Annotated in this window: 22 protein-coding genes and 2 pseudogenes; 18 read left to right on the forward strand and 6 right to left on the reverse strand. The window is 61.3% G+C overall.

The window, feature by feature from the left end:
* Nucleotides 1-48 precede the first annotated feature (48 nt).
* The 6 genes from H5P29_RS06300 (at nucleotide 49) to H5P29_RS06325 (ending at nucleotide 6,428) form a co-directional block, all read left to right on the forward strand.
* Nucleotides 49-825: an SDR family oxidoreductase gene (locus H5P29_RS06300; RefSeq protein WP_158282797.1), complete on the forward strand. Its 777-nt coding sequence runs from the start codon at nucleotides 49-51 to the stop codon at nucleotides 823-825.
* Nucleotides 815-2,470, forward strand: coding sequence for a thiamine pyrophosphate-binding protein (locus H5P29_RS06305; RefSeq protein WP_169808301.1), 1,656 nt, complete (start codon nucleotides 815-817; stop codon nucleotides 2,468-2,470). Before H5P29_RS06300 ends, H5P29_RS06305 begins: the two co-directional genes overlap by 11 nt.
* A 32-nt stretch (nucleotides 2,471-2,502) precedes the next feature.
* The gene (locus H5P29_RS06310; protein WP_067956317.1) at nucleotides 2,503-2,835 is read left to right on the forward strand and encodes a cupin domain-containing protein; all 333 of its coding nucleotides are present in this window, start codon (nucleotides 2,503-2,505) and stop codon (nucleotides 2,833-2,835) included.
* 87 nt (nucleotides 2,836-2,922) lie between these two features.
* On the forward strand, nucleotides 2,923-3,606 hold the full coding sequence (locus H5P29_RS06315; protein ID WP_208993679.1) for a GntR family transcriptional regulator: 684 nt from the start codon (nucleotides 2,923-2,925) through the stop codon (nucleotides 3,604-3,606).
* A gap of 125 nt (nucleotides 3,607-3,731) precedes the next feature.
* Nucleotides 3,732-4,940 (forward strand): diaminopropionate ammonia-lyase, encoded by a 1,209-nt coding sequence (locus H5P29_RS06320; protein WP_154387372.1) that lies wholly within the window; start codon nucleotides 3,732-3,734, stop codon nucleotides 4,938-4,940.
* Nucleotides 4,941-4,949: 9 nt separating this feature from the next.
* Nucleotides 4,950-6,428: a pyridoxal-phosphate dependent enzyme gene (locus H5P29_RS06325; RefSeq protein WP_154387371.1), complete on the forward strand. Its 1,479-nt coding sequence runs from the start codon at nucleotides 4,950-4,952 to the stop codon at nucleotides 6,426-6,428.
* Nucleotides 6,429-6,520: 92 nt separating this feature from the next.
* Here the strand turns inward: H5P29_RS06325 and H5P29_RS06330 are convergent, their stop codons facing one another.
* Genes H5P29_RS06330 through H5P29_RS06340 form a run of 3 tightly spaced genes read right to left on the reverse strand, consistent with a single transcriptional unit; the run spans nucleotide 6,521 to nucleotide 10,219 of the window.
* Entirely contained in the window at nucleotides 6,521-8,863 is a 2,343-nt protein-coding gene (locus tag H5P29_RS06330) for a xanthine dehydrogenase family protein molybdopterin-binding subunit (protein ID WP_154387370.1), read from the reverse strand.
* Between the two features lies 1 nt (nucleotide 8,864).
* Nucleotides 8,865-9,353, reverse strand: coding sequence for a (2Fe-2S)-binding protein (locus tag H5P29_RS06335; RefSeq protein ID WP_067956321.1), 489 nt, complete (start codon nucleotides 9,351-9,353; stop codon nucleotides 8,865-8,867).
* Nucleotides 9,350-10,219, reverse strand: coding sequence for a xanthine dehydrogenase family protein subunit M (locus H5P29_RS06340; protein WP_067956323.1), 870 nt, complete (start codon nucleotides 10,217-10,219; stop codon nucleotides 9,350-9,352). Before H5P29_RS06340 ends, H5P29_RS06335 begins: the two co-directional genes overlap by 4 nt.
* 250 nt (nucleotides 10,220-10,469) lie before the next feature.
* Here H5P29_RS06340 and dctP point away from each other — a divergent pair, with 250 nt between their 5' ends.
* The 4 genes from dctP to H5P29_RS06360 all read left to right on the forward strand — a co-directional run bounded on the left by dctP (nucleotide 10,470) and on the right by H5P29_RS06360 (nucleotide 14,865).
* Nucleotides 10,470-11,486 carry a TRAP transporter substrate-binding protein DctP gene (gene dctP / locus H5P29_RS06345; RefSeq protein ID WP_169808302.1) on the forward strand — a complete coding sequence of 339 codons (1,017 nt, stop codon included), beginning with the start codon at nucleotides 10,470-10,472 and terminating at the stop codon, nucleotides 11,484-11,486.
* Between the two features lie 202 nt (nucleotides 11,487-11,688).
* Entirely contained in the window at nucleotides 11,689-12,204 is a 516-nt protein-coding gene (locus H5P29_RS06350) for a TRAP transporter small permease (protein ID WP_067956325.1), read from the forward strand.
* 5 nt (nucleotides 12,205-12,209) lie between these two features.
* Entirely contained in the window at nucleotides 12,210-13,523 is a 1,314-nt protein-coding gene (locus tag H5P29_RS06355; protein WP_154387369.1) for a TRAP transporter large permease subunit, read from the forward strand.
* Between the two features lie 73 nt (nucleotides 13,524-13,596).
* On the forward strand, nucleotides 13,597-14,865 hold the full coding sequence (locus tag H5P29_RS06360) for an ArgE/DapE family deacylase (protein WP_067956327.1): 1,269 nt from the start codon (nucleotides 13,597-13,599) through the stop codon (nucleotides 14,863-14,865).
* A 91-nt stretch (nucleotides 14,866-14,956) separates the two neighbouring features.
* On the opposite strand, the gene H5P29_RS06365 is transcribed toward H5P29_RS06360, so the two are convergent.
* Nucleotides 14,957-15,901 (reverse strand): LysR family transcriptional regulator, encoded by a 945-nt coding sequence (locus H5P29_RS06365; RefSeq protein ID WP_067956329.1) that lies wholly within the window; start codon nucleotides 15,899-15,901, stop codon nucleotides 14,957-14,959.
* A gap of 276 nt (nucleotides 15,902-16,177) precedes the next feature.
* On the opposite strand from H5P29_RS06365, the gene H5P29_RS06370 reads away from it, so the two are divergent.
* From H5P29_RS06370 to H5P29_RS06395, 6 genes are all read left to right on the forward strand, one after another.
* Nucleotides 16,178-17,158, forward strand: coding sequence for a TRAP transporter substrate-binding protein (locus H5P29_RS06370; RefSeq protein ID WP_185910263.1), 981 nt, complete (start codon nucleotides 16,178-16,180; stop codon nucleotides 17,156-17,158).
* On the forward strand, nucleotides 17,155-17,961 hold the full coding sequence (locus tag H5P29_RS06375; protein WP_246787022.1) for an Asp/Glu racemase: 807 nt from the start codon (nucleotides 17,155-17,157) through the stop codon (nucleotides 17,959-17,961). Before H5P29_RS06370 ends, H5P29_RS06375 begins: the two co-directional genes overlap by 4 nt.
* A 35-nt stretch (nucleotides 17,962-17,996) precedes the next feature.
* Nucleotides 17,997-18,473 carry a TRAP transporter small permease gene (locus H5P29_RS06380; RefSeq protein ID WP_067956331.1) on the forward strand — a complete coding sequence of 159 codons (477 nt, stop codon included), beginning with the start codon at nucleotides 17,997-17,999 and terminating at the stop codon, nucleotides 18,471-18,473.
* A 64-nt stretch (nucleotides 18,474-18,537) separates the two neighbouring features.
* Nucleotides 18,538-19,761: a TRAP transporter large permease gene (locus tag H5P29_RS06385; protein ID WP_246670922.1), complete on the forward strand. Its 1,224-nt coding sequence runs from the start codon at nucleotides 18,538-18,540 to the stop codon at nucleotides 19,759-19,761.
* An 87-nt stretch (nucleotides 19,762-19,848) separates the two neighbouring features.
* On the forward strand, nucleotides 19,849-20,853 hold the full coding sequence (locus H5P29_RS06390) for a glyoxylate/hydroxypyruvate reductase A (RefSeq protein WP_246670921.1): 1,005 nt from the start codon (nucleotides 19,849-19,851) through the stop codon (nucleotides 20,851-20,853).
* Between the two features lie 369 nt (nucleotides 20,854-21,222).
* On the forward strand, nucleotides 21,223-21,684 hold the full coding sequence (locus tag H5P29_RS06395) for a carbon monoxide dehydrogenase subunit G (RefSeq protein WP_067956337.1): 462 nt from the start codon (nucleotides 21,223-21,225) through the stop codon (nucleotides 21,682-21,684).
* Between the two features lie 250 nt (nucleotides 21,685-21,934).
* On the opposite strand, the pseudogene H5P29_RS06400 reads toward H5P29_RS06395, so the two are convergent.
* Nucleotides 21,935-22,441: pseudogene (locus tag H5P29_RS06400) on the reverse strand (DDE-type integrase/transposase/recombinase); the annotation flags it as partial.
* An 831-nt stretch (nucleotides 22,442-23,272) separates the two neighbouring features.
* Between H5P29_RS06400 and H5P29_RS06405 the strand changes: the two are divergent.
* Both H5P29_RS06405 and H5P29_RS32435 read left to right on the forward strand, forming a co-directional pair.
* Nucleotides 23,273-24,736, forward strand: coding sequence for an aspartate aminotransferase family protein (locus tag H5P29_RS06405; protein ID WP_154387367.1), 1,464 nt, complete (start codon nucleotides 23,273-23,275; stop codon nucleotides 24,734-24,736).
* 733 nt (nucleotides 24,737-25,469) lie between these two features.
* A pseudogene (locus H5P29_RS32435) lies at nucleotides 25,470-25,833 on the forward strand (CusA/CzcA family heavy metal efflux RND transporter); the annotation flags it as partial.
* A gap of 81 nt (nucleotides 25,834-25,914) precedes the next feature.
* Here H5P29_RS32435 and H5P29_RS06410 read toward each other — a convergent pair.
* A protein-coding gene (locus tag H5P29_RS06410; protein ID WP_154387366.1) for an IS5 family transposase occupies nucleotides 25,915-26,684 on the reverse strand; the annotation gives its coding sequence in 2 pieces (ribosomal slippage) (nucleotides 25,915-26,370 and nucleotides 26,373-26,684; 768 coding nt in all).
* Nucleotides 26,685-26,741 lie beyond the last annotated feature (57 nt).

The raw sequence follows: 26,741 nt of genomic DNA on the forward strand, positions 1-26,741 counted from the left end.
GCCAGAATTCATCGACAGACGGGAGTGAGGGGCCAAATGGAGCTTGGTTTGAAAGGTAAGCGCGCGCTGGTTACAGCCGCTTCCCGCGGGCTTGGCAGAGCCTCTGCCCTGGCGCTGGCCGCCGAGGGTGCGTGGGTTGCCGTCGCGGGACGCAACACCGAAGCGATGCAGGATCTTGTGCGCGAACTGCTTGATGCGGGTGCAGCCGATGCAATTGCGGTCAAGATGGACCTGACGGACCGTACGACGCTCAAGCCGGCGGTCGACGAGGTGGTGGCCAATTTCGGTGGCCTCGACATTTTTGTCGGCAATACCGGCGGTCCTGCTGCCGGACCATTCCTCAGCGTTTCACGCGATGGATGGGAGCAGGCGCTGAACGAGAGCCTTCTGCCGCTTGTCGAGCTCTCTCACGCGGTGCTGCCGCATATGCAGGCCGGCGGCTGGGGCCGCATCATCTTCATTACGACGGTCGGCGTGAAGGTGGTCCAGCCCAACATGGTTCTGTCGGACTCGGTGCGCCTGGCTGTGGTCGGCCTGGCCAAGTCGCTGTCCATCGAGTTCGCCCATGAAGGCATCATGGTGAACTGCCTCTGTCCGGGGCCGTTTGCCACCGACCGCATGGAGTATCTGATCCAGTCGAGCATGGATCGAGACGGTCTGGACCGTAAGGCGGCGGAAGCGCTGTGGCTTGAAGAAGTGCCGGTCGGCAAGTTCGGCGACCCCAATGATTTCGGCGCGATTGTCGCCACGCTCGCCTCCGAGCGGGCCGGTTTCATTACCGGCACGGCCATCGCCCTCGACGGAGGAAAATCTCGTGCTTACTAAGAACCAGTCCGCCAAGAGCGCAACCATGGACGGCGGTGCAGCCGTCGTCGCCTGGCTCAAGGCCGTCGGCGTGCAGAACATCTTTTCCGTTTCGGGCGGGCCGATCAATTCGGTTTATCGTGCCTGTGCGCATCAGGGGCTTCCGCTCATCCATGCCCGCCACGAGGCCGCAGCCTGCTTTATGGCCGAGGCCCAGTCGCGGGTCACCGGCAAGGCCGGTGCTGCGGTCGTCACGCTCGGACCCGGCGTTACCAATGCGGTTACGCCAGGGCTCGTCGCCATGCTCGCCGGCACGCCGGTCATCATCGTCGGAGCCCAGGCCGGTACCAAGTCGGCCGAACGTGGCGCCGGAATGGCCTATGATGTCCTGCCGATCATGAAGGGGGTCACCAAATGGGCTGCGCGCTGCACCGATCCGAACCGGCTGCAGGAATATCTCGACATTGCCTGGCGCAAGATGTGGGCCGGTCGGCCCGGTCCTGTGTTCCTCGAGGTGCCGACAGACATTCTGTCGACTCCGCTGAGCACCGAGGTGGCGAGCGCCTGTCCGCCGATGCCCGGCATTGCCGGCGTGCCCGCACGTGATGCCGACGCAGCGCGCACCCTGCTGGCGCAGGCCAAGAGACCGCTGCTTGTCCTTGGCGATGAATTGTTCTGGGACCGCACCGATCGGATCACGGAAGTGGTCGAAAAGCACGGCCTCGCATTCGCCACGATGCGGCTTGCACGCGGCATCGTCGATGAGCGGCACCCCAGGTGGATGGGACCTGCCTACGCGCCTTGCAATGCAACGCTGCGAAGGGCGATGAAGGAAGCGGACTGCATTTTGCTGCTCGGCCATCATTTCGAATTCGATCTCGAATTCGGCGACACGGTTGGCCAGGACGCCCGCATCATTCAGGTCTGTTCCGACCAGGAACTGCTGCATCGCAACAAGCAGGCCGATATCGCCATTGCCGCATCGCCTGCAGCCTTTCTCGACGTCGTTGCCGAGATGTCACCTTTGCAGATCGATCGGCTCTGGAGCGACGGCCTGGTCACGGCCTGGCAGAGCGAGCGCGAAAGCCAGTTGGGCGAGGGCGATGCCACAGGCATTCACCCAGTCGCTGCGATAGATGCGGTAAGTGCTGCTGCGCCCGACAATGCGATCTTCGTCACCTCGCATGGCAATATCGACTTCTGGGCGGATGCGCGGCTGCGTGTTCCGGCAGTGGGCCGTTATCTCCGCGCCGGCCAGTCCGGAGCCCTTGGGGCCGAGGTTCCCTATGGCGCGGGCGCGTGCTTTGCCGATCCGGATGCGCCGGTAATCGTGTTCGTCGGCGATGGTGGCGTTGGATTCCACATTTCGGAACTCGATACCGCCGAACGCTACGGTCGGGCATTCATCATTGTCGTGCTCGACGATGAGATGTGGGGGGCGATCGCCCTGCCACAGGAACAGAGCTTCGGTGAAACCTACGAGATGAACCTGCCACGTCGCGACTGGGCAAAGGTTGCCGAGGGACTGGGCGGGCGAGGCTATTTTGCCCGCGATGCCGATGCCATCCAGAAGGCCCTTGCCGACGCCATTGCCAGCGGCAAGCCGGCGCTGATCCAGGTGCCGGTGCGCAGCGTCATCAGCCCTTACATGGCCTACATCTCGTAGCCGTTGTTCACGAAGATATCTGGAGAGACAGCATGAACATATGGAAGAACTCTGCGGCCACGGGCATCACCCCGCCCAATCACTTTGGTGGCCTCAATGTGCTCGACATCGTGCCCTTCAAAGGCAACAATTTCTGCATCCAGCTTTCGAAAGCTCCGAAGGGTGGCGGCGGCGATCTTCATCATCACGACGACTGGGCGCAGGCGTTCTACATGGTGAAGGGCGAGATGACCTTCGACACGGGCAAGGAACGTTTCACGCTCAAGCCGGGCGAGTCCGTCCTGTTCGAGCCGGGCGACCCGCACTACACGGTCAATGAGGCGGATGAGCAGGCGGAATACCTGGTCATCACAATTCAGCAGTAAGCCTGAGCGGGATCGGTGGCGGAAAGCTTGCATCGCGTCCGCCAAGGATGCATCTAACGTCAGATGCGGCAGATCTGGGAGTAAACGGTGAGCGAAGTCATGGATGACGAGAGGGAAACCAGGCTGTCTGCGGACAACCTGATCCGCCTTCTTGAAGATGACATTCTCAACAGCGTGCTGAAGCCGGGCGACCGGCTGGACGAGCAGTCGCTTGCACGCCGCTTTGAGGTTTCGCGCACCCCGGTGCGGGAAGCGCTTCGACATCTCGCCTCAAGCGGCCTCGTCGACATCCGCAAGAACCAGGGTGCGACGGTCAAGCGGCTTACCACCGCCGAGCTGATCGAGATGTTCCAGATCATGGCGGAGTATGAGGGGCTTTCGGCCCGTCTTTCCGCCCGCCGGATGACGCGCGACGAGCTCACCGAAATGCGCAAATGGCACGACGAGTGCGCAGCGAGAGCCGAAAAGGAAGACCACGATGGCTTCTATGAAGCCAACAACCTCTTCCATGACACGATCTTCCGCGGTTCGCGCAACGTCTTCCTGCAGGTCGAGAGCCGCAAGCTGCGCAACCGGCTCAATGTCTATCGGCGTCACATCACGACGCCGCGCAAGATGGCGAAGTCCGTCATCGAGCATCGGGGTATCGTCGATGCGATCGTGGCGGGCGACGAAGAACTGGCACACAGCCTGATGCGCCAGCACGTCGATCTGCTGGCAGGCGCGGCTGCCGATGTGCTGCTCGCACTTGAGACCGAAAATCTAGAATAGACCCGGCCAAACCGGTTGGACGACGACGTCGCTTGCGGCGCGCGGAGACGCGCGCGCTGGCTCCTGGAGAGCATTGCCCAAAGGTCCGGCGCCAGATGTGCCCGGCAGAGCAAATGAGGTTCGCAATGAAGTTAGTCGAGAATCGCTCCGCCAAGCGGAACATGCCCCTCAGCGCAACGGAAGCTGCGATTGCTGGCGTTGGCGCTCCCGCGATCGTCCGTGAATTTCTTCCCGCCTTTCCCATCTATGCGCCGACACCGCTGGAGAGCCTTCCTGGTCTCGCTGCGACCCTGGGCATCGCATCTGTCGATCTCAAGGACGAAGGCCACCGCTATGGCCTGTACAGCTTCAAGGCGCTCGGCGGCGCCTATGCCGTCGCCCGCCTGGTTCGTGACCATGCAGCGCGGGTTCTCGGTCGTGATGTCGAACCGGCCGAGTTGCTCTCCGAAGCGGTCAAGCAGGTCGCAGCCGACCTCACCGTGTGTTGCGCCACCGATGGCAACCATGGCCGCTCCGTTGCGGCCGGCGCCCAGATGTTCGGCTGCCGGTGCGTAATCTTCCTGCACAGCGGGGTTTCCGTCGGGCGCGAAAAGGCCATTGCCGGCTTTGGAGCCGAGATCCGGCGGACCGATGGCAATTATGACCAGTCCGTCGCAGAAGCGAGCGAAACGGCGAACCGCGAAGGCTGGACGACGGTCTCCGATTTTGCCTGGGAGGGCTACACCGAAATCCCCGGCATGGTCATGCAGGGTTACACCTTGATGCTGGGCGAGATCTCCGCCCAGGCAAGGCAGCCTTACACGCACGTCTTCATTCAGGGGGGCGTCGGTGGTCTTGCAGCGGTCGTTGCCGGATATTTTCTGGACCGGGACGGGGCGCAGCGCCCGAAACTCATCGTCGTCGAGCCCGACAAGGCGGCCTGCCTGCAGATGAGTGCCGCCGCCGGCAAGCGGATGTCGATCGAAGCCGGTGACGCCACCGTGATGGCGATGCTCGAATGTTATGAGCCGTCGCTGACAGCCTGGGAAATTCTCGAAAAGAGTGCCGACTATTACCTCGATGTCGGTGATGGCGCGGCCGTCGATGCGTTGAGAAAGCTTGCCCGTCCCGTCGCCAACGACCCAGCGCTACGCATTGGCGAATCCGGCGTTGCAGGCCTTGCAGGACTGATCGCCGCTGCTGGCGACCCATCGATGCGTGCCACGCTCGGTCTCGACGCCGGCTCGCATATCCTTTTGATCGGCACCGAAGGTGCAACAGATCCGGAGCTCTATGAAGCGCTTCTGCATGGGGCGGCGACACCGGCATTTCACGCCCATGCTGCGGCCTTGTGAGGGACGTCGATGAGCGATCTGTTTGCAACTGATGTTGTTGACGCCGATGTGCGCGGCCGGGCTGCTGCCCGTTTCAGGCAAGCTGGCGTCAAGCTGCCGAAACTATCCGAACTGGCGCGGCCGGAGACCATCGATCCGACGGCTCTCGCTGCACTGGCCGGTATCGAACCGGATGCCGCCGACCCGCTCAACCTCTTTCGCGTTCACTGGCACAATGGGCCTGACCGGAGCGGACAGACTGAAACACCGTGCCATATCATATTGCCTGAAGCACTGACGGGCGTGCGCGCCAGGATCGTCGTTGCGGTCGGCGATCGCTTTCCGATGATTGCGGCACACAAGGTGCTGGCGGCATATGGCTGTCTGGTGCCTCGGTTGGTCACCGGACAATTCGATCTCGACAACCAGCGCGCGGTGTGGCCATCGACAGGCAATTATTGCCGCGGCGGGGTTGCGATATCGACGATCCTTGGGGCGCGCAGTGTTGCCGTGCTGCCGGAAGGAATGAGCCCCGAGCGGTTCCGCTGGTTGGAAAAATGGACCGCCGACCCGCGCGACATCCTGCGTACGCCAGGCAGCGAAAGCAACCTCAAGGAAATCTACGACGCCTGCCACGAACTGGCAAAGGATGCGCGCAACGTCATCCTCAACCAGTTCAGCGAATATGGGAACTACATCGCGCACCGCGCGGTGACCGGACTGGCGCTGGAGCGGGTCTTCAACGCCGTCAATACAAACGGCAAGCTCAGGGCGCGGGCGTTCGTCGCCGCGTCCGGCTCCTCCGGTACGCTTGCAGCAGGTGACCATCTCAAGGAACGCCTGGGCTGTCAGATCGCTGCCGTGGAAGCCACCGAGTGCCCGACGCTGCTCAACAATGGCTATGGCGAGCACAACATCCAGGGCATCGGCGACAAACATGTGCCGCTGATCCACAATGTCTTCAATACGGACTATGTCATCGGGGTATCCGAGCGTTCTCCCGATAGCCTCAACCTGCTTTTCAACCATCCGGCAGGGCGTGCGTATCTGCGCAATCACAAAGGTCTGTCGGACGAGACGATCGGCAGCTTCACCCATCTTGGCCTGTCATCGATCGCCAACATCGTGGCGGCAATCAAGCTGGCCAGATATCTGGATCTTGGTCCCGAAGACGTCGTCCTGACGGTCGCCACCGATGGTGCTGCGATGTACGAATCCCAGCTCGGCAAGGTCCTGGATGCTTCGTTCGGAGGCGTGTTCGATGCGCTGTCGGCAGCGGAAGTGTTCGGCGAGCATTTGGCGGGCGTGCGGACCGATGCAATGATCGAGCTGACGCGGCTTGATCGCGAGCGCATCTTCAATCTCGGCTACTACACCTGGGTGGAACAGCAGGGCGTATCGCTTGAGGATTTCTCACGCCGGCGCCAACAGTCCTTCTGGGACGGCCTGATGGCCATGGTTCCGGTGTGGGACGGGCTCATCGCTGAGTTCAACACCGCAGCTGCCTGAGGCTGCGGTCGAAGCTGAGTGAAGCGGAAAAGGCCGGCGGATTGCTCCGCCGGCCTTTTTTTGTTGGCCTCCACTTTGGCAGGGCGGCGGCCTCAGGCCGCCCCGCGAAGATGTTGCGAGAGCTTCCATATCGCATTGGTGTTCAGCGGTGTCGAAGAGACGCCGACGTCCAGCGCATTGGCCACCGCATTGGCGATGGCCGCCGCAGGGCCAATCGCTCCGCCTTCTCCCAGGCCTTTGGCACCCAGCGGTGTCAACGGGGTAGGGGTCTCGATATGATGAACCTCGATGTTGGGGATTTCAGGCGCCAGCGGCATCAGGTAGTCGGCAAAGCTGGTGGTCAGGGGCTGGCATTCGGCATCGTAGATGAAATGCTCGAACATGGCCGAGCCGATGCCCTGGACAACGCCGCCGCGTACCTGGCCGTCCACCACCAGCGGGTTGAGGATGGTGCCGCAGTCTTCGACCACGACAAACCGCCGCAACTTCATCTTGCCGGTCGCGATGTCGATTTCGACAACGGCGGCATGCACCGCATTCGAATAGGTGCCGTCCCTGGGGCCATCCTGGCGTTGCTCGGCTTCAAGACCCGGCTGCATGCCCTCGGGAAGCTGATCGACGTTGCGCAGCGCTGCCCGCGCGAGCTTGCGGATGGCAATGAAACGTTGTTCGGCATCGCGGACATAGGCATTGCCGTTTGACAGTTCGATCTCATCCGGCTTGGCCTGAAGCAGGTGGGCGGCGATGGCTTTCAGCTTGGCGGCGAGCTTGAGCGAGGCAAGATGCACGGCACCGCCACCCAGAGCCCCACCGCGGCTACCCCAGGTGCCTACGGAATAGGGCGTGGTCAACGTGTCGCCGTGGCGGACATAGATGTTCTCCGGGTTCACCCCGAGCGCATCGGCGGCAACCTGGGCCATCGTCGTTTCGAGACCCTGACCATGGTTTTGCAGTCCGAGGTCGATCGTGACCTCGCCGTCTGGCGACATCTCGACCCGGGCAGCGATATAGCCGGTCTCGATCGGCACGCGGCGCCTGGTGAAATCGGGCGTGCCATGCGCCGTCTGCTCGATGAAGCAGGCGATGCCGACGCCCACGCGCTTGGTGCTGGAACCGCGCGAGGCCGCAGCTTCGGTCACGTCCTCGGCCAGCAGCGCCTGCATCTGCTCGAGCGATTGCGCGTAGGAGCCTTCGTCGTAGCTGAAGCCAAGCACGTTCTTGTACGGAAACTGCCGGATCATGTTTTTTAGCCGGAAGGCAAATGGGTCCATGCCCAGTTCCTTGGCGATGTCGTCCATCAGGCGCTCCTGGGAGAACACCGCCGAGGGGCGTGCGACGCCGCGATAGGTGCCGATCGCGCATTTGTTGGTCGCGACCGCACGGAATGTCGCCTCGTAGGCCTGGAAGTCATAGGGGCCAGGCAGGACCTTGCCGACCATGCCGGGTTCGCCCGCAGAGGTGAACGGAAAGGTCGAATAGGCGCCGTTGTCTACCGTGATATCCGCCTTGAGCCCGAGCAGCCGGCCATCGGCCGAGACATATGCCTCAAGTGTGTGTTGATGGTCGCGGGCATGGATGCTTGCAATCAGGTGTTCGCGGCGGTCTTCGATCCATTTGACCGGACGTCCGGTCTTCATGGCGAGCCAGGCGACCAGGACCTCGTCGCCGAACACCTGGCCCTTGACCCCGAAGCCACCACCAACATCGGGCGCGACCACACGGATGCGGGATTCCGGCAGGTCCAGTTCCTCGGAGATGTAGGTGCGTACCAGGTGCGGCATCTGGGTTGACGACCAGACTGTGAGCACGCGGTCGGCATGGTCGTAGCTGGCGACGACGCCCCGGCATTCCATCGGCACGCCAGCCTGGCGCTGGGTGCTGTAGGTGCGCTTGATGATGTGGGCGGCCGCGGCCCTTGCCGCTTCGAGATCGCCGCCCTTCATCTGGCGTTGAACGATGATGTTGCTGGCCCAGCCGTCGAACAGCGGTGGAAGCGAGGGGTCTCGCGCCTGTGCCATGGTGCCTATGACGGGCAGGGTCTCGTAATCGACGAAGACGAGTTCGGCAGCATCCTCGGCCTTGTAGGCATCCTCGGCCAGGACCACGGCGACCGGTTCGCCGACGAAACGCACCTTGCCCTCAGCCAGCAGCGGCTGCTCGGAATACTGCATTTCTGGATAGTCCTGGTGCGCCTTCATCGACAGCCCGGCGGTATCCTTGCCGGTAAACACCCAGGTCGCATAGTCGAGATCGGCCAGCGCCGAGGTATCTATCTCGACGATGTTGGCATGTGCCGTGTCTGCGCGAACGAATGAGAGGTGGAGCATGTCGGGCAAGCGGATGTCGTCGACGTAGCGCGCCGAGCCGGACAGCAGGCGTGTATCCTCGAAGCGCTGGACGCGGGCGCCGATATGTTTGGGACGATCAGCCATCATTTCACATTCCTCCGCCAAGGCCCAGATTGACCGCCTTGCGGACGGCCGCGACGATGCCGTGATATCCGGTGCAGCGGCAGATGTTGCCGCTCATGGCTTCGCGGATCTCTTCATCGCCGGGCAGGCGCTTCTGCTCGACCATCTCTTCGACGAAAGGCACCAGCGTCATGATGAACCCAGGGGTACAGTAGCCACATTGCAGGCCGTGCTCGCTGCGGAAAGCCTGCTGAAGCGCGTGTTCCGCTGTCGGCCCGCCAATGCTCTCGACGGTCCGGATCGCTGAGCCGTCGCACTGAGCGGCGAAGGTGAGGCACGAAAGCCGCGGTGTCCCGTCGAGATGCACTGTGCAGCAGCCGCAGGCACCGTGGGCACAGCCAATATGGACGCCTGACAGGCCGAATTCCTGGCGCAGGACATCCGCAAGCAGGCGTCTGGGTTCGACGCTCAGCGTCTTGGTTTTTCCGTTCACTTCCAGGGTTATGTCGATCATGATTTGTCCAGCGCTCTGGTGCAGGCCGCCTCGATGGCGCGGTGCGTGAGTTCGGCGATCAGGCCACGGCGATAGTCTGCTGAGGCAATGTGGTCGTCGACCGGGTCGATCGAGGCGGCGAAGATGCGACCAGCCTCGGCAGCGGGCGGATCTGCGAGGGACTTGCCGACGAGGAAGTCTTCCACGTCCGGCGCCCGCATGGGGAACAGGTCCGCGCCACAGCAGACCATGGCTGCCCGAACGACCTTGCCGCCGCCATGCTCCAGCGAGATTCCGATCGATGCCGTTGCGAAGTCGCCGCTGCGTTCGCCCAGTTCGATGAAACTGCCGGTCGATGACGCCGGCGGAATCGGAAACTCTACCGCTACCACCATTTCACCCGGTTCGAGCGCGGTCACATAGGCGCTCAGGAAGAACTCCTGTGCCTTGATGCGTCGCTCGCCCGTGACCGAGCGAGCGACGATATCGGCATCGTAGAGCACCGAGACGGCCGGCAGCTCGGCGGTTGGGTCGGCATGGGAAATGCTGCCACCGATCGAACCGTTTCGCCGGATCGTCGGATGGCCGATGTAGTGGACTGCGTCGAGAAAGGCGGGAAAGTGCCGCGCGATCCAGGGATCGTCGAGATAGGCAATGTGCCGAGTCAACGCGCCTATCCGCAGGACGGGCCCGACGATTTCGATCGCATCGAGCGGCAGGCGATTGATGTCGACAAGATGGCCAGGCCGCGCCAACCGGAAATTCATCATCGGCACAAGGCTTTGGCCACCGGCGATCGGCCGACCGTTCTCGCCGAATTCGCCCAGCAACTCGAGCGCGTGCTCGAGTGAGGTCGCGCGGTGATACTCGAATGACGCTGGCCTCATCAGTTCCCTCTTAACAAAGGGGGAGAATCCTGACGGAGTCTCCACCCGAACCCATCAATACGGTCTCGGCCGCCTGTCAGCAAACTAAGCGAGGCCGCAGTTGTATGCAATGAAAAAAAGATTGTAGACAACTATGAGGATTCCGCATTATGCTGAGTCATCGCCGACTGGGAGGAAACCTGTGGGCGGCGAAGGTCGACGAGTTCAGCGCAGCCAGCGTCGAGCGCGAGCTGCCAAGGGAGGGAACACAATGTCTGCAATGCGAAGCTATGCGCCGAACTGGGGGAGCGTGGCAGCCCTTGGTTTTGCGCTGCTCGGCGGAACCGCCGCGCACGCCAATGAAACTGTCACCTTGAAGATGGTCGGCGCTTGGGCACCAGAAGTGTCGCCTTACGCAGCCGTTGGCCACAAGTTCAAGGATCTCGTCAATGAGCTGTCCGGCGGCAAGATTGTCGTTCAATACATGGGGGCGGAAGATGTCCTGCCGCCTTTCGACCAGCCTGAAGCGCTCGTAAACGGCGTATTCGACATCTGGTATGGCGCACCCAATTATTGGGCTGGCATCGTTCCCGGCGGCTATGTCACCGAGCTGTCGAAATTCCAGGTGGCCGACAAGGGGCCCGGCAGCGACCTCTATGACTTCATGGTCAAGATGTACGGCAACCACGGCGTCCGCTATCTCGGCCACGCGGCCGGTGATCCCGGTGTTGGCTCGCACTTCTTGATTGCGCAGAAAGAGATCGCTGGGCTCGACGATCTTGCCGGCATGAAGCTGCGCGTGCCGCCGCTGACCCGCTACTTCGTTCAGTCGGCCAAAGCTGAATCCATCACGCTGCCGCCATCAGAGATCTTTCTTGCCATGGATCGGGGCACTGTCAACGGCTTCACATGGCCGATCGCCGACGGGTTCGCAAATTACGGTTGGCAGAGCGTCAGTAAGTATCTCATCGAGCAGCCCATGTATCGCAGTGGTGTCGGCCTCGACATGAACCTCGACAAGTGGAACAGCCTATCGCCCGAGAACCAGGAGGTTGTGCTTAAGGCCGTGGCTGGCACCCAGGAATGGACGCGCGGCTGGTTCGCCGAGAAGCAGACCGAGCAGCTCGCCAAGATGAAGGAAGGCGGCATGACGCAGCTCGAGCTTCCCGCCGACAAGAAGGAAGCCTGGACCCACCTGGCCCAGGAATCGCTTTGGACCTACCTCCAAGGTGTGATGCCTGCGGAGGAATTCGCTGAGGCGGAAAAGCTTCTGGAACGCCAGAAGTAACGCATAACACGCAGCTCCGCGACAATCCCGCGGAACTGCGTTCACCTTGCCTGCGGCGAATCAGTTCGCACGGCTGTGCTGGCCGGGCACCATTTCCAGGCGCTATCTTCAGGCGCCATCGTATGGACCCGCTAACAAGCCCTCGTCTGCGACGAGGCGCCGGCAACCGAGCCGGTACGAGAAAGGCAATCAGGACAAGGTTATGGGCAAGCTTGAACGCTCACTCGATTTCATACTCAATCTGTTCGGCTTCATTGCCAGCGCGCTATTGGTCCTGATGATGCTCGCTACCGTTCTTAAGGTGGTGCTCAGGGCGTTGTTCAATCATGGCATCCTCGGCATCGACCAGATCAGCGGCACGATGATGGTTTACATCACCTTCCTTGGCGCAGCCTGGGTGCTGCGCCGAGATGGCCATGTTGCGGTCGACATCGTCACCAGCAATCTGCGCCCCACCACCCAGCGGGTCGTGATGTTCGTGAGTTCGCTGATCGGCAGTGCCGTGTGCTTCGTCATCACCTACTTCGCGACCAAGGCCGTCATACTGTCGCTGCAACGTGGCATCGTCGTCGCGGCCGAACTGGAGATCCCGCGTGCGGTCAATCTCATCGTCATTCCCATCGGCTGTTTCCTTCTCGGCGTCGAGTTCCTCAGGCGCGCTGCCCGCTTCTACCGAGGCGAAGCCGTGTTTTCCGATACCCCGCGTCTGGAGGCCTGATCGCCATGATTTGGTGGCAATTTCTTCTGCTGTTCTTTGCCGGTCTAGGCGTGCTGATGGTCATCGGCCTGCCGGTCGCAATCGCCTTCCTGCTCGTTAACCTTGCCGGCGTCTTCTACCTCTGGGGCGGCGTCTCGGGCTTCAACCAGCTTATATTGAGCATTGATAGCTCCATCTCTACTTTTGTGCTCGTGCCCGTTCCCATGTTCATCCTGATGGGCTCGATCATGTTCCATTCAGGCATTGCTCAGCGGATGATCGAGGTTCTCGACCAATGGCTCGGCTTCGTAGCGGGCCGCCTTTCGGTCTTGGCCATCGCCGCCGGTGCGCTGCTCGGCACGCTGACGGGCATGGCCATGGGCTCGGTGGCGATGCTTGGTTCGACACTGACGCCCGAGATGGAGCGACGTGGCTACGCCAAGTCGATGTCGATCGGTCCGATCCTGGCCAGCGGCGGGCTGGCGATCCTCATCCCGCCCAGCACGCTTGCTATCATCCTGGCAAGCCTCGGCGGCTTCTCCGTAGCCAAGATCCTGATCGGCATCATCGTGCCGGGCATCCTGCTCGCCGTCCTGTGCATCGGATACATCGTCATCAGGGCAACGCTGCAGCCGGAGGTCGCCCCGTCCTACCAGGTGACGCGCGTGCCGATCACCCAGCGTCTCAACGATGCAGCCCTCTACCTGGTGCCGCCAATCTGCATTGTCTTCATGATCATCGGCCTGATCTTCTTCGGAACCGCGACGCCGACGGAAGCGGCGGCAATCGGCACCTTCCTCACCTTTGTCCTGGCGATGATTTACAGGAAGCTGAACTGGCAGGTGCTTGTTAAGGGCGTCAGCTCGGCGATGCAGCTTTCGGTGATGATCCTGATCATCCTTACGGGCTCAGCCGCGTTCAGCCAGCTCCTGAGCTTCTCCGGTGCTACAAGCGCCATCACCAATCTTGCCGGCGACATGCCCGTGCATCCGCTGCTGTTGCTTATCATGATGCAACTGATCGTGATGTTCCTCGGCATGTTCATCGAGCAGACTTCGATCGTCCTGGTGACCATCCCGATCTTTCTGCCGATCGTCCATCAGATGGGATGGGACCCGATCTGGTTCGGCATCATCATGATGGTCAATCTGGAGATGGCGACGATCACCCCGCCCTTTGGCCTGTCGCTCTTCGTCATGAAGGGGATTGCGCCGCGAAACACGACAATGGGCGACATCTACCGGGCCGCAATTCCATTCATCATCATCAACATGATCCTGATGGGACTGATGATCGCGATGCCCGACCTCGTTCTCTGGCTCCCCAATCAGATGAAATAGCCGCTTGCCGCGCGGCGCCTCTGCGGCGTGCGGCTCCCCTTTTTTGCCACAACCGACATTATTGGAGTTGAAATTGACCAGTCAACGACAGGCCATCCTGGACACGATCGACAAGAACCGTGACAAAGCCGTCCAGTTTCTCCAGAAAATGGTTGCGATCCCGAGCGTGACCGGTGACGAGGCCGCTATCCAGGCGTTCGTCGCCGACTACATGAACGGCATCGGCCTCGATGTCGACATGTGGGAGACCAACTGGGAAGAGCTGAAGAAACACCCCGGCTATCGGCCTGTCGATCGGGGCTATGAAGGCCGCCCCAACATCGTTGGCACGCGGAAGGGCAGTGGTGGTGGCCGTTCGTTGCTGCTCAACGGCCACACCGACGTTATCCCTGTCGGAAATGGCGAAGGCTGGAGCGACAATCCGTGGTCGGCGTCGATCAAGGATGGCCGCATCTATGGTCGCGGCTCCTGCGATATGAAAAGCGGCGTAGCGAGCCATATCCTCGCCGTCGAATTCTTGAAGGAGGCGGGTGTCGAACTCAAGGGTGACGTCTACATCAACGTCGTCATCGACGAGGAGGTCAGCGGTCACGGCACGCTCGATACCGTTATCCGAGGCTACAAGGCTGACGCCGGCATTTCAGGCGAGACGAGTGACCTCGCGGTTCAGCCCGCATGTATTGGCCGCATCTGGTTTCAGATCGACGTGCAGGGCAAGCCGGCGGGCATCCAGCAACGCTATCTCGGCATCAGTGCCATCGACCTCGGCAACAAGATCGTCAAGGCAGTTCAGGAACTCGAAGATCATCGCGTCGCGACCGTCAAGCATCCGCTCTATCCCAGCGCGATCGACTCGTTGCCTTGCATCATCGGCAGCTTCCAGGCGGGCAATTATCCGAGCGCCTTCCCGGCGAGTGCGGTGCTAAAAGGCAGCATCGGAACCGTACCGGGCGAGGATCATGAAGGTGTCAAGCAGAGCCTCGTCGACAAGATCGCCAAGGTAGCGGCGGAAGATGAGTGGATGCGCGAGCACCCGCCGGTCGTGCGTTTCGTCGGCTATGACGCCGAAGCCTCGGAAATCCCGAGAGATCACGCCATCGTCGACCTGGTGTCGAGGAACTTCACCGAGCTGACCGGTCGCAAGCCTGAAATCAGCGGACGCCAGGGGGCTGCCGATACCCGCTTCCTCAACAGCTATGGCGAGACGCCGACGGTGATCTTCGGGCCCGGCTCGACAGCGGTCATGCATGCCAATGACGAGTATGTCTCGATCGAAGACTACCTGACCGCCATCAAGGTGATGGCGCTCTGTATCTACGACTGGTGTGGCGCGCGCGACTGACGCCCCCGTGCCCGCGCCGATTTGCGGGCTTCAATGGATAGCTGATCCCGCAATGGGATCAGCCAGTCCCTCGGGTGGCGGTGTCGCGTCATCAGCGACCTTTTGCCCGCGTTGCGGGGGTGGGCTGGCGAAAGATTCCGCCCGGCGAAAATGCCTCGCGCAGATATTCGGCGAAGGCCTTCACGGCCGGACGCATCGTCTGCCGGCGAAGGCGCAGGCTCATCACATGGACGGGCGGCAGCGTCTCGCGGATCGGCACGACCGCGATCTTCGAACCGTCATAGCCGATCGTCGTGCCGGGCACGGCATTGTGGATGGTGAAGCCGTGGCCGTGACCGACCAGGCCCCTGATCAATTCGTAGGATCGCGAGCGGTAGACAACGCGCGGCTCGACCTTGCATGTCAGGAACAGGTTGAAGAAATACTCGCGCGAATGCGGCAGATCGAGCAGGATGAACGGCTCGGCGGCCAGTTCCTTGAGGCTTACGCTTTCACGCCCGGCCAGCGGATGGTCGCCCGCCACCAGCAGATAGGGTGGCAGCTCCGCCAAACGCTCGCCCAACACCTCGTCGGGCAGGGCGTAGGCGTAGGAAAGCGCGAGCTCCAGCCGACCCGAAAGCAGGCCGTCGACAATGTCCTGCTGGTTGCCTTCCTCGAGGTTGACGGCGATCCCCGGGAGGCGCTGGGAGAAGCCACTGAGCAGTGCTGGCATGAAGCGGGTAGCCAGGGTCATGAACGAGCCGATGGTGATTTCACCGGCTTCGCCATCGGCCAGCGATTGCATGCTGCGCTGAAAGTCGCGCGCATGGCTAAGCAACAGCCGAGCCTCGCTGACCAGCTTCCGTCCGGCGACTGTGAGCGTCATGCCGCGGGCGTGATGGCGCACGAATATCTGGGCACCGAGCTCAGCCTCCGCGTGGGCGATTGCGGCGGAAATCGTCGGCTGCGACACGTTCAGCCCCTTGGCAGCATCCGTGACACTACCGAGTTCGGCAGTGGCGACGATGTAGCCCAGATTGCGCAACGAGAAGTGCATAGGGAAAACCTATCTTGTTGGCCGATTAAAAGTATTATCTCTAATCGACCGAGCATGTTCAAGTCGTCGTCAGAAAGGTCGCGCCAAGGCGGACTGCTCGCAGAGGCAGCCGCAGGGGCCAAACGACGGGATGCATTCGCATCGCCCCTCAAGGGAACGGGGGCGACGAATTAGAAGCTGACAAACGCTGAGCGTTTTTCGCGGGAATCGCCGCGAATCCGTCCGCTGTCTTGCGGGGGCTTCGCGGTGTCCAAACAACAAATGGGAGAAAGACACATGATCAGGAAATTGAGCGTCGTCGCTGCAGCAGCGATTGCCGTCGTATTGGGATCCGGCTTGGCCGCCAGCGCGCAGACGAAGCTGCGCCTGGCGGTGGAAACGACGGGCCGCGACCCCACCAATGTCATGCTCGGGACGTTCCGCGATGAGCTCAAGGTGCTGGCCGGCGACGACGTTGCCATGGACTACTTCGAGGGCGGCGCGCTTGGCGACGAAGGAGCACTCGCCGAGTTGATCCGGGCCGGCCAGGTTGAGATCGTTTCTATGGGATCCGACATCGTGTCGCTCGACAGCAAGTTCGCCGTCTTCGACATGCCCTTCATGTTTCCCGACAAATCCAAGGCGCGAGCCGCGATGGATGGCGAGCTTGGGGAAATGCTCGCGACGTCGCTGCGCGAAACCACGGGCCTTCAAGTCATCGGCTACGGTGAACTCGGCTTCCGGGTGATCAGCAACAACGTTCGTCCGATCAACAAGCCGGAAGACCTGCGGGGGCTGAAGCTGCGAACCCCCAGCAATCAGGGACGCATCCTCGCTTTCCAGACGCTCGGCGCCGCGCCGACGCCCATGCCGCTCGGTGAAGCCTACGTCGCCTTGCGCCAGGGCGCGCTCGACGGACAGGAAAATCCGATGTCGGTCATCAAGGAGTTTTCGCTGTTCGAAGTGCAGAAGTACGTTTCGATCACCAACCATGTCTACACGCCGATCACCCTGACGATGAACGGGCGGGCCTGGGATGCGCTGACGCCGGAATTGCAGGCCAAGCTGAAGCAGGCTGCCAAGAAGGCAGGCGAGGCGACCCGCGTGCAATCGGACGAGAGTGACGCCAAACTCATCGACGAGTTTAAGGCGGCCGGCGTCGAGGTCAACATGGTCGACGCTGCAGCCTTCGCCGCAGCCGCGGCACCGATCGCTGAGAAGCTGGCTTCGGTCGTAACTCCTGAATTCATGGCCAAGGCGCTGGAGATGACGAAGTGAGCGTTGGAAGCGTGAAACCGAACGATCCCCGCCCGGCGTTCCGTTACGATGGTGACGGCTACAAGGCGCGGATCGGCCTGATTTTCATGGCCTCGAGCGTGGTCATGGAAGCTGAAATGTGGGCAATGGCAGCCGAAGGTGTCGCTGTCCACACCGCGCGCATCAAGCTCCCCAAAGTGACCGTCGAGGGCATCCAGGAGATGATGAACGCACCACAGCTCGAGGAGGCCGCGCGCCTCCTCGGTTCGGCGCCGATCGATGTTTTATGTTTTGGCGGAACCAGCGCATCCTTCCTCCATGGAACGGCCTATGACGTCGCGCTCAGCAGGAAGTTGGCCGCCTGGGCTCCTGGGCCGAAGATCACAACTGCCTCTACCGCGACGCTCGCCGCGCTGGCAGCGGTGAGGGCCGGAAAGGTGGCCCTGGTCACGCCATACGTGGATGGCGTCCACGCGCGTGCCATCCGCTTCCTCGAAGAAAACGGCCACAAGGTCGTGAGCAGCCGCAATCTAGGCATCGATAAGGACCAGGCGTTGGCCGAGGTTCCGTTGGAACAGATCTACGATCTCGTGCGCGAGACCGATCATCCCGACGCGACCGCCGTGTTCATCAGTTGCACCAACTTCCGCTCGGCGGGAGCTATCGAGGCACTGGAGACAGCCCTGGGCAAACCGGTCGTGTCGGCCGTGCAGGCGTCGTTCTGGCATTGCCTCGAGGTGCTCGACGTCAACGGTGCAAAGCCGGGATACGGATCGTTGTTCGCCCGCCGGATGGCCTCCCCGAAAGCATCAGGTGCTGCATGACCCCAGTTGCTCCTGCACAATTGGACCATGGAGAGATGGACGAGTTGCCGGCGTTTCGGAACAAGCTTGTCGCGGCCTTGAACTGGATGCTCGAAACGCTCGCCATGCTGGTGATGGCTGGACTGGCGTCTCTGGTGTTTCTCAATGCTTTCAGTCGATACGCGCTCTCGACACCGCTGCCCTGGGCAGAGGAAATCGCCATCAACCTGATGGTCTGGCTGACCGCCCTGGGCATAATGATGGCCGGCATGCGGCAGTCCCTGATCTGCTGCGACATCGTCACCGGTCGGCTGTCGACAGGTCGCTTGCGCTTGGTTGCCGGCTTCTGCGCGGTTCTGGGTTCGGCAGCCATGTTCTACTGTGCGTGGCTGGCCTGGCAGTACCTCATGATCTTCGGAAGCGATGCTTCGCCGGTGCTGCGCCTGCCGAAGGGTATCGTGATCGCGGGGCTGTTCTTCGCGCTGCTCGGACTGGCCACGACCCTTCTGGTCCCCCTATTCAAACGGAAGTGACCTTGTCATGCTTTTCCTTGCACTCGCAGTGATATTAACGCTTTGCGTCTTGGCGCTGATGGGCATGCCCATCATCGTCGCGCTCGCATCCTCCGTTATCGTCTTCCTGATGGTGAGTGGTGGCTGGGAGCTTTCCTTGCCCCAGCAAGTTCTGTCGGGCATCAGCGACTACGTGTTGATTACATTGCCGCTGTTCATCCTGGCCGGTGGCATAATGAATGCCAGCGGCATCGCCGACAGGCTATTCGACCTCGCCGCGGCGATTTTTGGTTGGATGCGTGGCGGCCTAGCCCATGTCGACATTGCAGTGAGCGTGATGTTCGGAGGCATGATCGGAACCTCGGTCGCCGATCTGGCAGGCAGCGCGTCCGTGATCATCCCGAAGATGAAGAAGAACGGCTATCCGGGTCCATTCGCGGCCGCGCTTTCGGCGACCTCATCGGGCATTGGAATCCTGGTCCCGCCCAGCTCGCCGATGATCCTCTATTCCGCCGTGACGGGGACTTCCTTGGGGGCACTGTTCCTTGCCGGTCTGGTGCCGGGCCTCGTGCTAGCAGGAACGCTGATGCTGACCGTGGCCATCCTTGCCCGCAAGAATGACTGGAAGCCGATGCAGTGCTTTGCCTGGCACGAAGTGATGCGAACGGGCAAGCGCGCCCTTTTGCCAATGGGACTTCCCGGACTGATCCTCGGCGGGTTGGTGTTCGGTATCCTGACGCCATCGGAAGCCGGTGCGTTCGCTGTCGCCTATGCCCTGCTCTTGTCCATGGCCGTCTACAAGACTTTGACGTTCAGGGACCTGCGCACTGTCCTGGTGGAGGCGACGGTGCTCACGGGTGAAGTCATGCTGGTCGTGGGCTTTTCGGTGGCGCTCGGCTGGGCTCTGTCAGAGGCGAGGGTACCCGTCGCTCTGGCCGACCTGATGCAGACGCTGTTCCCGTTTGAATCGACCGTTCCGCAGATCATGCTCATGCTGTTGCTGGCACTCATCGCGGGTATGGTCCTCGATCCGCTGATACCCATGATCATGCCTATCCTGTTGCCTTCGCTGATGGCTCTCGACATCGACCTCGTGCATTTCGGTGTTCTGATGGTGGTTACGGTGGTGCTTGGACAAGTGACACCACCAGTTGCCTTGGCGCTGATCGTGGCGGCCCGCATTGGCAAGGAAGACGTCATCGCGACGTTCAGGGCAAACACGCCCTTCTTGATCGCGATGTTCCTGTTCCTCCTGCTGCTGATCTTTGTCCCCTCGATCGCTACCTGGCTTCCCAACCTGGTGATGTAGCGCAAGTCTCCACCCGCCGGCGGGTCCGGCGGGTGCTCCTCTCCTCGAAACGCCAGGCTGCCGTGCCCGCTTGCGGGAACGTGAGCCTTGGCATCAGCAAAGACTGGTGAACTCATGTCCGCATCTACAATCGTCCAATCGACCGATTCCAAAGCGGGGCAGGACTTGGGCGCGCTTCTGTTCTATTCGGAGTTCGACGACCCGGTGGAATGGGCGCGAGTCCTCAAAGCCGAGCTACCGTCGCTGGATTTCCGCATCTATCCGGATGTCGGCAACCCAGACGAAATCCGCACTGTTCTGGCTTGGCAACCGTTTCCCGGGTTCTTCGAGCCATTCAACAACCTGTCGCTCGTCATCAATCTCGGCGCTGGCATCGACTCCCTTGCCGAGCGCTCAGACCTGCCCGATGTGCCGATCTCGCGGCTTTCGGATTCGGGGATGATGGCGCTCATGCGAAGCTATGTGCTGTTTTCTGTTATCCGTTACGCCCGCGATTTTCATGAGTTCGAAACCGCAAAGCGCCTCGGCGAATGGCGCTACATTCACCCACGGGCCTTACACCGCATCAAGGTTGGCGTGCTCGGGCTTGGGCATCTCGGTGCCGCTGTCGCTTCCGCGCTGGCTGACGCGGGCTTCGACGTGAGAGGCTGGGATCAGGCAGAGAAACAGATATCAGGGGTTACCTGCTACTCCGGCGCGGAGATGGCTTCATTCCTGGCCGAGGTCGAAATTCTGGTCAACATGTTGCCCCTTACCGGCTCGACCCGCCATCTGATCGGCAAGGCCGTTTTCGACGCCTTGCCAAGAGGCGCTAAGTTCATCAATGCCTCGCGCGGTTTGGTTGTCGATGAGCCGGCTCTGGTCGCTGCTCTCCAGTCCGGGCAGATTGGTGGTGCTACGCTCGATGTATTCTGGACCGAGCCGCTTCCGAAGCATCACCCGTTCTGGGCGATGGAGAATGTTCTGGTTACGCCGCACCTGGCGAGTATTACTGTGCCGGAGGCGGCCGCGCGCGATGTGGCCGAAAGCATCCGCCGCGTGGCGGCAGGGAGCAAGCCGCTGCATCTCACGAAGCCAGCCAGAGGCTACTAGTTAGCGATATGCGGTCAAGCGGACCACACGAGAGCGAGGGCAAATGGGGGAGGATCGCTGGCTTCCTGCGGTTCTTCCCCATTTTTGTCATACAGCTTGGTATCGGCATCAACTGATTTGCTTTGGCAGCATCACCTTCGAATACAGGAATGTACGTCTCGCGCCGTCTTGGCGAAATGGGATGACGCCAGTGCCCTTGATACGGTCTCGGAAGCAGGTTGGCCGCACTAGAGGCGACGCTGCTTTCACTGCATGTAGGCATTCTCATTTATGTTGTAGACAATGTAATTTGTATTGCATACATTCCTTCGGCGAGGTGCGGTGACCGTTTGTTGCCGTCTCTATCCAAATCATCGAAAAGGAGCCGACATGTCCCTCATTATTGAAGGCGAAGAGCGCATTCCCGCACCGATAGCCACGGTGTGGCGAGGCCTCAACGATCCCGAGATGCTGAAGGCATCGATTCCTGGCTGCGAAGCGCTGGAGAAGACATCAGACGATCGCATGAAGGCGACAGTCGTACTGAAGATCGGGCCTATCAAGGCGAGCTTCGCCGGCGAGGTGACGCTGTCCAACATCGATGCACCGAAGTTCTACACGATCTCCGGTGAAGGTAAGGGCGGTATCGCGGGTTTTGCCAAAGGCGGTGCGGACGTCACGTTGACCGAAGATGGTCCAGGCGTGACGCTGCTGACCTACAAGGCAAGCGCTGACGTCGGCGGCAAGGTAGCACAATTGGGCAGCCGGCTGATCGTCTCCACATCGAAGAAGCTAGCGGCGGAGTTCTTCTCGACATTCAACAAGTTGGTGTCGGGCGCAGCAGCAACTTAGTTCAGGTAGCTCCCTACTAAGATTGCATGGCGATCCGCCCGCGCAGCGCTTGCTCGGAGGGCTATGGGCATCACCGAAGGGCGTCTTCCGGCTTATCCCTTCGTTCTTCCTTCTGAGCAGCGGTGCCGCGAACGAGCATGGATGCCGTGTTGGCCCTGAAGAGGCTGGTGGATGGAACCTTTTTTTGTCGGCCAGTGCGCCAGCGGACGTCGAACTCACTCCGGCCCTGCTGATGGGCTTTGCGCAGCAGCTATGTGTTTAGTCCCGGCATTTGATGGGTTGGATTAACCGGAAACCGTTTTGGCTCCTTTTCCCAGATTTTGCAGATGAACTCATAGGGTGTGAGGCCCTTGTGGGTCTTGAGCCTGCGCGCGAAGGTGTAGGCTGAGATGAAGTCGGCGAGGTGCCGACGCAGTTGATCGTGGTCGTCATAATGGAAGCGCTTGACGGTTGCCTCCTTGATGGTTCGGTTCATCCGCTTGACCCGGCCATTGGTCCAAGGATGGTTGATCTTTGTGAGCCGGTGCTTGATGCCATGCTTGTCGCAAATGTCATCGAAGACGTGCTGAGGGGCGTGCTGATCGCAGGTCCGATTGGTGAACTGGATGCCGTTGTCGGTTAGAACGATGTGGATGGCATAGGGCACGGCCGCAATCAGATCCTGAAGGAACTGGACCATCAACATCTTGCCCGCCGTCTCGTGCAATTGCGCATAGGCGAACTTGGACGTTCGATCTATGGCAACGAAGAGACGCAGCGGGGGGCAGGCGAGCACCTCGCCTCCTGAGGACGGGATTTTGGTGAATTCCGCTGGTGGTGTGCGCAGTCTCGCGCGAAAGGGTCTCAGCATCCAGGTTCCCTGATAGCAGCCAATATTCAGGGAAATTCGCCCGATTTCACCTGCTTCCGTGATCGGACGCCGCAAAATGCCGCGACAGTTCAGTGGCTTACACCGAATTTCCCTAGGCGTTGGAACAGGGAACGTATCAAGCGGCGGCAGGGAATGCGAGGTTCGCAAACACGGAACCCCCTGTGACCTTGTGACCTTTCCCTGATCGGCGGTCGTGTGGCCACTCCTATCCCCCCCGGATGCGATGCGCGACGCTGGCAAGATTGGGAACCTTGATCTGGCAAGGATCGAGGCAAGCGGTAGGGTCGCCGCATACGGAAAGCCCTGATTGCCGCAAAAGTCGGTCGCAAATCTCCGACTTTCGCATTGGATTTTTGCGACACAAATTCCCCTTAGATTTCAGGTGGGCCGATCTATCGCAAAACTTAGGCAATCTGCGGCACGCGCCGGCTGTTGAGCCGGCGCGTGCCGGTTTTCTCAGGCGCGATGCACAGCCACTTTAGCGGCAGGCCTAGGTGCAAGCTCGTCATACGAGACTTCTTCCTGCATCGTCGCAAGCTGCCAAGAATAACCGAATGGACCGCTGAACTTGGCAACGCGACCTTGACACCTCGACACGGGCGAATGTCATATGATGACACTGCTCTTCGACGGTATCGAGGCCGAGATGAGCGAGGAAGAGCTGGCGCTTTCACGTCCGGCTCCCAGTTCCAGGCTGTGGCGTAAGGGACGCGGGCAATGGACCGGATGCCGAAGGAAGAAACACTCGATCCTTCCGACTGGTCGGAGGTCGCCACCCTGTTGCATCGTGTCGTCGACGATGCGATCGGCCATCTCCGCGACGTGCGCGACCGGCCGGTCTGGCAGGCCATGCCCGCGGACGTGCGGGACATCTTCCGCACCCCCCTGCCGACCGGCGCTACGCCGCTCGACGAGGTCTATCGTACGGTCGTCGACGCCGTGATGGCCTATCCTATGGGCAATATCCACCCGCGGTTCTGGGCTTGGTACATGGGCTCCAGCAATTTCACCGGCGCGCTCGGCGATTTCCTGGCCGCGATCCAGGGCTCCAACGTCGGCGGCGGCAACCATGCCGCAGCCCTCATCGATAGGCAGGTCGTCAACTGGTGCAAGGAGATGCTGGGCTTTCCGGCGGAGGCCAGCGGCACGCTCGTCAGCGGCGGCTCGATGGCGAACCTGATCGGGCTGACCGTTGCGCGCAACGTCAAGGCCGGAGTGGACGTTCGCGAGCATGGCGTCGCGGCCATGCCGCAGCCGCTGCGCTTCTACGGGTCGGATCAGATACATTCGTGCCACCGAAAGGCCGTGGAGGCGCTCGGCCTCGGCAACGGTGCATTGATGCGCGTCGGCACCGACGCAGCGCTCCGATTGGACATAGCGGAGCTTGAAGCAGCGATCGCGGAGGATCGCGCGCGGGGCATCCGTCCCGCCTGCATCATCGCGAATGCGGGCACGGTCAATACGGGCGCGATCGACGACCTTCCTGCGCTCGCCGACCTTGCAGCGCGCGAAGGGCTCTGGCTTCATGTGGACGGCTGTGTCGGCGCACTCATCGCGATTGCGCCGGAAAACCGGTATCTGGTCCGCGGCATCGAACGTGCCGATTCCATAGCTCTGGACCCGCACAAGCTGCTGCATGCTCCGTTCGAAGCGGGATGTGCGCTGGTCCGCGATGCGGCCGCACACCGCGGCGCCTTCGCGACGACGGCCGAGTATCTCGAAACAGCGCCGCGCGGCTTGGCGGCGGGCGGCTGGCTTTCCGACTACGGCTTGCAGACCTCGCGCGGTTTCCGGGCCCTAAAGATATGGATGGCGCTGAAGGAACATGGCGCCGCGAAATTCGGGCGGCTGATAGACCAAGCTATCGCGCAGGCTCGCCATCTCGCACAAAGGATCGAAGCCGAGCCGAAGCTGGAACTGGTCGCGCCGACCATTGTCAACATCGTGTGCTTCCGCTACCGGCCGCACGATGCCGATGCGCCCCGGCGAAAGGACATCAACGTCGAGATCATGCTACAGCTACAGGAAAAAGGCATCGCCGTCGTGTCCGACACGACCGTCCACGGCGAGCATTGCCTGCGTGCCGCGATCGCCAACCACCGTACACGGCAGGAGGATCTGGATCTTCTCGTGCGGGAGGTGATTCGCATAGGCGATCGCCTGCACACAGCAACCCCTTGAAAGGGGTTTTCACCCAGCACGTACGTCAAATGGTTGGCCAATTCGAGTTATACAACTGCCAATCGACTGCCGTCGCTTCAACCGTAGACCTCCCAGCAGTGACAATGGCCACAGGAGCCAATTTCTCGCTTGCCTGCCGCCCACGTAGCAGGTGGACCATCCAAAGCTGACTACTGAGGAATCGGCGCTTCGCAAGCCATGCTACTGTTGAAGGACATAGGGCCAAGGTACTCCTCAGGGAGTAGGCACTGCACCTTGACACCAACGATATCGTCCCACCCGTTGGTGATGATGTCTCTCGCCTTCTCCTGATCCTTGAGTGTCGGAAATACCGGGTCGACATCGTCCCCTTTATGGTTGAGCTGTTGGGCCCCTTCCCGCAATTCGATAGGGACGGTTCCACTACCGATCCGTTCAGGCCGCCGACGATTTCGGGGCGTTCGGCAAAGAGCTGCGGACAGGGCAGCGCTCCGAGCATCACGGCGGTGGGTGCCGCTGTCGGGCACGCCGAGCGTCAGCATTGGCACGAAGGATACGGTATGACCCTTGAGGCTAGAACATTCTGGGCCATGAATGTCGCGTTCCTGGTCTGTCCACCCAACAACCCATGCCATGAGTGGCTAGCCACAGGCATAGACAAACAAAACAGCGGGCTGGGCAGCGACGCCCGATTTCGGTGCGATACCAATTCGTGATTCGGACTCAATGAACACAGGCACTTTTTGGCGTTTAAAACGCACGGACCATGCCGATCCACGCCCGCATCGACATGCTGTCTACTCCAGGAGGCGTCAAAGTATACCGCACCGATCTCTCGGACATGGAAAAGTCACCCGCCAGACCGAAGCGGTCCTGCTGTCGGTCCCGGGAACTTCCAGCGCCTATGCCGAAAGGATGGTTGGCGGCTAATACCTCGACATCATTCCTGACCGAGTTGCCCCTGGCCGACATGGCCCGATCGGCCACGTCCAAAATGTCATCTCGATGGCGCTAGTGCGACGATCATTACGTCTACCGTCGACGGATGGGAGCGCTACGGTGTCTCGATACGATACCCCCGTGCGCTTCGCAGCGATCCAGACTCCATTGCGCGCGAAGGCGCGCTGCCGAGCGAGTGTGGCGTCGGCAAACGCGGCCGGAACCGCCGGTTCGACTTCGCTACGCTTGCGGATATAGAGCTAGGTGACCGACTCATAACTACGCAACCAGATGCGGATTGAAGCAAGCTGGACGGAAGCGAGGAAGTTGTCGTCGCGCTTGTCGTAGCGGGTGGCGACGGCCCTGAAGTGTTTGAGTTTGTTGAAGAACCGTTCGACCTCGTTGCGCTGGCGGTAGACCCACGCGCTGAATGGGAAGATTTTGACGCGGTTCGGCATGACGCGGATGTTGGCCCATGCGCCCCGCTCGGCCATTGCGGCGCGGAGCGCATCGCCGTCATAGGCGCGGTCAGCCAGCAAGATGTGTCCGGCCTCCAGCGTTTCGAACATGTCGGCGGCCGAGCGTCCGTCATGCGCCTGGCCCTCGGTCAGCTTGAGGCGGATCGGACGGCCCTCGGCATCGACGAGCGCATGAATCTTGATGGTCAGGCCGCCGCGCGAGCGACCCATGCAACGGGATCGCTCGTCTTTTTTTGACCGTTGGCGGCGTGCTGGTGGACCCGGATCGAAGACGAGTCGATCATCTGCACGTCACCATCGTAAGCGGCTGATACAGCTTCGAGAATGCGCGCCCAGTGGCCAGCCCTGCGCCATCGGTTGAAGCGGTTGACGCAGGTCGTGTGCGGACCGTAGCGCGTCGGAATGTCGGCCCAGGGAGCACCCGTGCGAAGCCGCCAGAAGATGCCGTTCAGCACCTTGCGGTCATCGGCGCGCGGCACCCCGCGCACCTTCGTCGGAAGCAGAGGCTGGATCACCGACCACTCGAAATCCGACAGATCGAAACGCGCCATGATCACCTCCCGCTGATTGCAGGAAGGGAATCACAACCGATGCCAAATGGGAATCCC

Source organism: Aminobacter sp. MDW-2 (genome assembly GCF_014250155.1).
GTDB lineage: Bacteria > Pseudomonadota > Alphaproteobacteria > Rhizobiales > Rhizobiaceae > Aminobacter > Aminobacter ciceronei.

Bases quoted from the DNA above. Each gene is read 5' to 3' on its own strand.
- H5P29_RS06395 (WP_067956337.1), top strand. From the start codon at position 21,223: ATGTCCCTCATTATTGAAGGCGAAGAGCGCATTCCCGCACCGATAGCC.
- H5P29_RS06335 (WP_067956321.1), bottom strand. From the start codon at position 9,353: ATGATCGACATAACCCTGGAAGTGAACGGAAAAACCAAGACGCTGAGC.
- H5P29_RS06340 (WP_067956323.1), bottom strand. From the start codon at position 10,219: ATGAGGCCAGCGTCATTCGAGTATCACCGCGCGACCTCACTCGAGCAC.
- dctP (WP_169808302.1), top strand. From the start codon at position 10,470: ATGTCTGCAATGCGAAGCTATGCGCCGAACTGGGGGAGCGTGGCAGCC.
- H5P29_RS06325 (WP_154387371.1), top strand. From the start codon at position 4,950: ATGAGCGATCTGTTTGCAACTGATGTTGTTGACGCCGATGTGCGCGGC.
- H5P29_RS06310 (WP_067956317.1), top strand. From the start codon at position 2,503: ATGAACATATGGAAGAACTCTGCGGCCACGGGCATCACCCCGCCCAAT.
- H5P29_RS06365 (WP_067956329.1), bottom strand. From the start codon at position 15,901: ATGCACTTCTCGTTGCGCAATCTGGGCTACATCGTCGCCACTGCCGAA.
- H5P29_RS06370 (WP_185910263.1), top strand. From the start codon at position 16,178: ATGATCAGGAAATTGAGCGTCGTCGCTGCAGCAGCGATTGCCGTCGTA.
- H5P29_RS06380 (WP_067956331.1), top strand. From the start codon at position 17,997: ATGGACGAGTTGCCGGCGTTTCGGAACAAGCTTGTCGCGGCCTTGAAC.
- H5P29_RS06385 (WP_246670922.1), top strand. From the start codon at position 18,538: ATGCCCATCATCGTCGCGCTCGCATCCTCCGTTATCGTCTTCCTGATG.
- H5P29_RS06405 (WP_154387367.1), top strand. From the start codon at position 23,273: ATGGACCGGATGCCGAAGGAAGAAACACTCGATCCTTCCGACTGGTCG.
- H5P29_RS06355 (WP_154387369.1), top strand. From the start codon at position 12,210: ATGATTTGGTGGCAATTTCTTCTGCTGTTCTTTGCCGGTCTAGGCGTG.
- H5P29_RS06330 (WP_154387370.1), bottom strand. From the start codon at position 8,863: ATGATGGCTGATCGTCCCAAACATATCGGCGCCCGCGTCCAGCGCTTC.
- H5P29_RS06320 (WP_154387372.1), top strand. From the start codon at position 3,732: ATGAAGTTAGTCGAGAATCGCTCCGCCAAGCGGAACATGCCCCTCAGC.
- H5P29_RS06350 (WP_067956325.1), top strand. From the start codon at position 11,689: ATGGGCAAGCTTGAACGCTCACTCGATTTCATACTCAATCTGTTCGGC.